This is a genomic window from Deltaproteobacteria bacterium CG11_big_fil_rev_8_21_14_0_20_49_13 (assembly GCA_002796305.1).
Taxonomy (GTDB): Bacteria; UBA10199; UBA10199.
In genome coordinates, this window is record PCWZ01000021.1 from 1 (window position 1) to 6,155 (window position 6,155).

Genomic DNA, 6,155 nt, shown 5'->3' on the forward strand with positions numbered 1-6,155 from the left:
ACGGGTTGGTTCAGGAGATTGCCGCGCCCCTTCGGGGCTCGCAATGACGATCCACCTAGATCCTGTAAAATGCACCGGCTGCGGACAGTGTATCCTCGCCTGCAACTTCAAGGTCTTTAATATCCCGTGGAACGAAAATGCCGGGGTCGTTCAGGAAAAGATAGCGGAGTATGCGCTGGGAGTGTTGAAAGATAAGCGCTCTTTTTACATAAACTTCCTTACATTTCTGACCCCTCAGTGCGACTGTTTTAAGACTCAGACCAAACCTCTGATGCCCGACATCGGCATACTTGTCTCAACCGATCCGGTAGCGATAGACAAGGCATCGATGGACCTCGTTGAAAAACACGCAGGCCGCGACATCTTCAAGGAACACTGCGGCATGGACGGAAATCTTCAGATCAACCACGCGGCAAAATTAGGGCTCGGGAAATTAGGATACAACCTAATTCGTTGATACTTGGGAAAAACCACAAAAAACCACAAGACGGACTCAAAAGTGACGGGAATGCTACACTTTCTGAATATGCCCGTGTCGCTCATATTCAATAATTTCAACATGTTATCACGATTCATCCTGGTACGCCCTAAATGCGTCTTGTGGGTTTTTCGCACACCCTAAACGAGTCCGTCTTGTGGGTTTCGTGAAAACTATTTTTCGTCGAGCTGCTGCAGATAGTCACCAGCGGGTCCACTGAACTTATCTGGAGCTTTCTCTGCAATGATTTCCAAAACGTCATATCCCCAGTCGGATCCATCATGGGCTAACGTATACGCATCGTCAATTAGTATCATCAAACCCTGGTCCGCTTTGGGATAGACACTACCGGCAATGGTGATTAATGTTTCCAAGGCGTATGTTTTGACATCCAGAGAAACCTTTACTGGTGCAAAAACAATGTCTACCAATCGTAGTACAGCATGTCCTTGCAGCGGCGGCATGTGCATGGCGATGTTACTAATCACGCTGATTTCTTGCTTCTTGTTTCCATCGCTCACTTGGGGATGGAGTACGGCAATATAGCTCGACTCTAGGACTTCTGCAGGTGATGCAAGGACCATAAAACCGGAGGTCACTGGTGCCTCACTGGGGGCAGTCAGGGCTTCCGTGCCATCGCCACCGCCATTTTCTCCTACATACACCGTCATGCCTCGCGGAGTACCATGCGTACCAGCGTACGAGCTAATCGCTCCAGGATTTGACACGCCTCCCTGTCCTTCCGGTGTAAGATAGGGACCTTCTTCGTTCACCTGTCGAACTGGCGTACCATTTGGCGAATAGTCGGAATGTTGTGAACCTCCGCGAGCAGCCTGGGCTAAACGCTCTGCTTCACGAAGTTCATTACGCTTGTCATAAAAATCTTCAACCGCTTCATTAAATTGCGCCAGATAGTCGCCGTGTGGTAGTCGGCGAAAATGCGATAGGCTTGGATCAATATCATCATCCGAACTTTCCGGCTCTCCAATAAAGCTGGCCAAATAGGTATCAAGCGTTTGGAGTGATCCACTCAGTTCCATGTTCATCTCCGGATCACTCAAGGAAAGGAGTGCGTCCGCTGCTTCGGTGGATCTTCCTTCCCACAGTCCTGTCATATCAAAATGGGTAAGAACATTGTCTGTTAATGCATCAAAGCTTCCAGGTACGTTATATTGGGCAGCACTTTTGAGTAAGCGAAATGCTGCCTGATACAGCGGTGCAGAACCTATTTCCAAGGTGAGGGGTAGTACCGTCTCTACGATGCGTGTTCGATCAAGTTGTGTATTTTCATCACTGGCAATAATCTCCAGCGTTTTGCTCATCGTGGTATCGCCCTGACCAAATCGTGTTAGGACAAATGAGTATGCACTTTCATTGCTCAAGAGTGATAAGTCCGTTATGACCTTGAGAGCTGCACTGGATGCCTTCGCATTGCTGGCCTGCTCGCCAGAGCTGTTGTTACCCATAGTAGCCACAAAACCTTGTAGCGCGATGGTGTCCAAGTCCTGCAACATGGTGAAGAGCGTCTCGTCATCTGTTGCATAAAAACGCTGCAGTAGCATATCAGCTGCATCGACGACATGCGGGTTGGTTATGCTGGCAATCTCCTCCAACGCTTCCAGATAGACCATCGATTTATCTGGTGCAGGAGCCTTGCTTGGATCCCCAGAGGCTGTGGGCGTTTCCGATATCGTCTCTGGCTGATTCCAGTAGGCCGTGATCACTTCCTTGAGGGCTTTCCAAGCAATATCACTGACTTTGCCTCCACGCAGAACTAACTGTTTTAATCCTTGGTACGGTGGAGTAGCGTGGGTGGCATAGGCGTGCTTTTCTTCTGCCAGCTTGAGGACATCAACCATCTCCGCAACAACATCTGGGTTTTTAGTTTTTAAAGCCACTGCGATCACAGCCTCGTACAGTTTGGCTGGTTCCTGCTTATTTTCGATAGACGCCTTTGCAAGTTCCCGCAGTGTGTGGCCCAAATGTAGTCCACTGGGTTCGTCAGCGTTGCTGATATAACGGGTTAATGCTGCTCCAGCTAGCTCACGATCAAAAAATTTCGATACACGGACAAGCATTTTTTCTTTGTCTACCTTGAGATGTGTAATTTCCTGCTCCCATTCAGGAATCGACGCGAGTGCCTCATCATTTGCTGCCCGCTTTTCAGCCAATGATTCGTCCGTATATCCCCAAGAATACCACTCGGAAAGACCCATTTCTTCAAAATTGGCCTCTGTTCTCCGCACTTCTTTAATTCTGATTTGAATAGAGTCTTGTCTGTTATCGTAAGCTTGAAGATTTTTTGTGAGTTCTGCTAGTGCATCTGCCGTGGCTACACATGGATGATTAACCAGGTGAAATATCGCTTGCATGGCATTGTCCGCAGAAGGCAATCCATCCAGTGGGGCCATTTGACTCCACGCGCTCAAAAAATTTGTCCAGTCATCAGGATCAAAATCGGTACGACGCAGGTCCTTATCATACATACGCCGTTTCATCTCATGCGACATGGGCGTGTCATTGCCCATCAGATATTCAAAGATCATGTTGTGCTTGCTCTCTTTGTAAGGAAGATGCTGGTTGGCTGTTTGCCCTGCAATGAATTGGGAGTAATCAAGTAGACTGAGGGGGCGATAGTCCTTCATATCCTCTTCATCAAACGTCGCACGATATTCGGCTTCCACGGTTTGCAAATGCTTGGCACCGCTCTGATCGCGCCCAAGAATCTCAAGGAGATTGATAACGTGAAAACTGGGTTGGCGGAGAAGTTCGGGCAACTCCGATCGCATCTCATAGCTGGCGGCCAGATACGATTCTCTCAGGTGAGGTAAGACATCTCTGGCTTTGGAGGGCTGGAGAAATGCCCATACAGTATCTCCATCTGGGGCTCGTGCCGCCAACACATTGTGTGTGTCCTTTACAATAATATCTCGCATTTCTGCTACGGCATCTGGGTGTCCGCGCCGCAAAGCCAAGGCCAAGATATATGGGTATTCCACCACACCCCAGGCGGATGGATCTTTAATCGCCTCATTGTACTTGTCGAATACCGCCTTAATGATCGGTGAAGGAGGATCGACCTCGTTACCGTACAACACCTCACGCAGTTCTGGATGTTCGATGCGTTGTTCAAAGGCCAAAACATCTCTCAGGATCGGCGGTGTAATTTTATCGGCATGATGCTCAATGAGATACACGGCTGCGTTTGCCAAGTGTGTATGCTGACTCGGATCGATCTCAGAGCTCGTAATAGCTGCATGAATAAAAGTGACAAACGGATCACCGAATTGTTCCAGGTATTTGGCAGTATTCTCAGGCTTAGAAAGTGTCTCAAACGATAGCGCCGACAGATTCTCTGGCTTTCGGCATGAAGTGCCAAAACTAAAATTCTCATATGAGGCGTCAAACATTTGTGTCACGCGATTTAGCGTGTACGTTGTTAATTCGGTTAACCAATCCTTATTTGTTTCCCCAGATGTGGCATTTTCTGCTGCGTCGACAATTCCTCGATCCAACGCACATTGCATACTTCTCAGCACACCTTGATCTTCAATTGAATCCACACGACGATCGGGAATCATTTGTAGATGGTCTTTGAATAGCGATATCGTAAAGGTTTTGTCGATGCGCGGTGGATAACCCAATAACCTTATATGACGATACAATGAGTCTACTGTGAACGAATCCAGCTTCTTCTCTCCGCTACAGATAAACTTGGCCCTCTCATCCCTACTGCTTCCGTCCTCGCATACAGAGCCATTATAATCATCGGTTATCCGATAACGTGTTTTAGTATCTACTTTTGGATTACCCATATTCGTCTCATTCCCTCAATAATATTGTCCAATGCCAAGCTTCGCTGCATTGGCGATACGAATCTCTTCAAGGCCTTTATCCATGTAATCATTGATCAGTGCGCGCAGCAATACATTGGCTTTCTGCTCATCGACCATCATTGCAGCTTGATCCTTATGGGGACCAATCAAATGCTTGAAGAGTTTTATCCATTCTTTGCGATGCGTTTTTAAAGACTCCTGCATGCGTGGATGCTTTGTCGCAATATTTTGAGCTGTGTCTGAGTCTAAAATGGCCGCAGGATTTGTCTGTCGCTTTTGAGAAATTTGCCACCGAAAGCAATCTTGCCATTCTCCCATAGCTGATCGCAACTCGTGGCGTGGCGTTGCAAGTATTTCTGCTTCTCGCGCAAAACGATCATCTTCTGATTCAGGAATCGTAAAAATCAAATAGGCCTTTTCAGCATACGTCAGACCACGTGGATCAATATGCTTCTTGCGTGCGGCGAGCAGTGCCTTTTCACCACCCAGTTTATAGGCACGATAGAGGTTGTGATTGAGCCACCAGATCTCATCAGATTTTATTCTGAGCTCTCCGAGCACTTTAATGGCAAAGATATCCGGACGCACCTCATTCATAGCATAGCTGTTAATAAAAACTCCAAGACTTGTCTTGTCTTCTGGATGAATATCCTGATGGGCCAGCTCATGCGGAAAGATAAAGAGGAAATCAGTGAGTTGGGTTGATGCGGAAATCGTAATAGTTTTTTCAACGGGGTTAAGAAACATACCACTTCCGCCATTAATTTTGAAGGTATAGCCATTCTGAATCGCGCGATGGAGTTGGCCACGAAAACTTGCCGAGCGAAACAGGAGTGCAAAAGCAGGGGCAAGATGCTGCACACGATGATCAAAAAGCACACCAGTCAATTGTGGGTACTCTTTGGTCAAGGCTGACCAATGAATTTGATCGGTGACACGCCCTCGATCGTTCTTAGTGTAAAATTTGGCTGCGTCTCCCTTTGAAGTGAATGGCTGTACACGAGGCACAACATTATTGTACATGCTACGTTCAAAGCTGAGATCCCGCGTCATGGATTGGGGCTTCCAGAAGGTTGGTGTCCTGCCTCCCCCATAGGATTTTCCAAATTTGACAGTGAACTTATAGCGGGTTTTCTGGTAGACTATACGAATATGATCATCATGTCCGTCACCATTGAGATCATAGGTCACTAGGGCTTCATCTTTGACGGCAAAGGAATCGGCCATTTGAATCAGGATGGGAGTATACTCTGTAACTTTTGGGGTATCTGTCATAACAGTACTATTATCGGCATATCGCCCCCTCAAAGTTGCCTTTTGGACCAGATTTCGTAACTACTCAAGCAAATTCTAGAAGTAAGTTATAGAAAAGCTTGGCAAGTGATTGAAAATGTGGTATTTCATTAAGTGGCTCTTCGCGGATTTGAGTGGGCCTTTTGCGGGACAAGATGGCGGGAAGAAGCGATTAGACGTGAATCATCTGTTTATAAATGAAAAGAAAGTTGTTTTCAAGCGCGACGAATAATTATCCGCGCACGCGCACCAGCCCGTAAGGAGCTGGTGTGCGCGTGGGTGGGTAACTACTTCTTGAGTATGACGCAAAAAGTTGCCCACATGTGGCGTGCACCGGATCTCCCTTCGGGGGCCGGCGCGCCACATGATGGATAGCTTTTTACCTACCCAAGAATGTCATGAGCCGCTCAGCATAGATGTCCCGCAAAAGGCCCACTCAAATCCGCGAAGAGCCGAAAGGAACAATCAACGAACAGGATAGCCAAACTTGTCGCTTGCATTCTCACCTCTTATGATAATATCGGCATCGCCTGGAAAATTTAAGCTGC

General features: G+C 47.3%; 3 protein-coding genes. 1 reads left to right on the plus strand and 2 read right to left on the minus strand.

Annotated features, from left to right (window positions below):
• On the plus strand, window positions 1-457 hold a 457-nt coding region (locus tag COV46_01795), incomplete at its 5' end, for a 4Fe-4S ferredoxin (GenBank protein ID PIR18002.1).
• A 194-nt stretch (window positions 458-651) separates the two neighbouring features.
• Here COV46_01795 and COV46_01800 read toward each other — a convergent pair.
• Together COV46_01800 and COV46_01805 are read right to left on the minus strand one after the other, a co-directional pair.
• Complete coding sequence (locus COV46_01800; protein PIR18003.1) at window positions 652-4,293, minus strand: hypothetical protein; 3,642 nt, start codon at window positions 4,291-4,293, stop codon at window positions 652-654.
• A 15-nt stretch (window positions 4,294-4,308) separates the two neighbouring features.
• A complete protein-coding gene (locus tag COV46_01805) occupies window positions 4,309-5,589 on the minus strand; it encodes a hypothetical protein (GenBank protein ID PIR18004.1) in 1,281 nt (426 codons plus the stop codon).
• Window positions 5,590-6,155 lie beyond the last annotated feature (566 nt).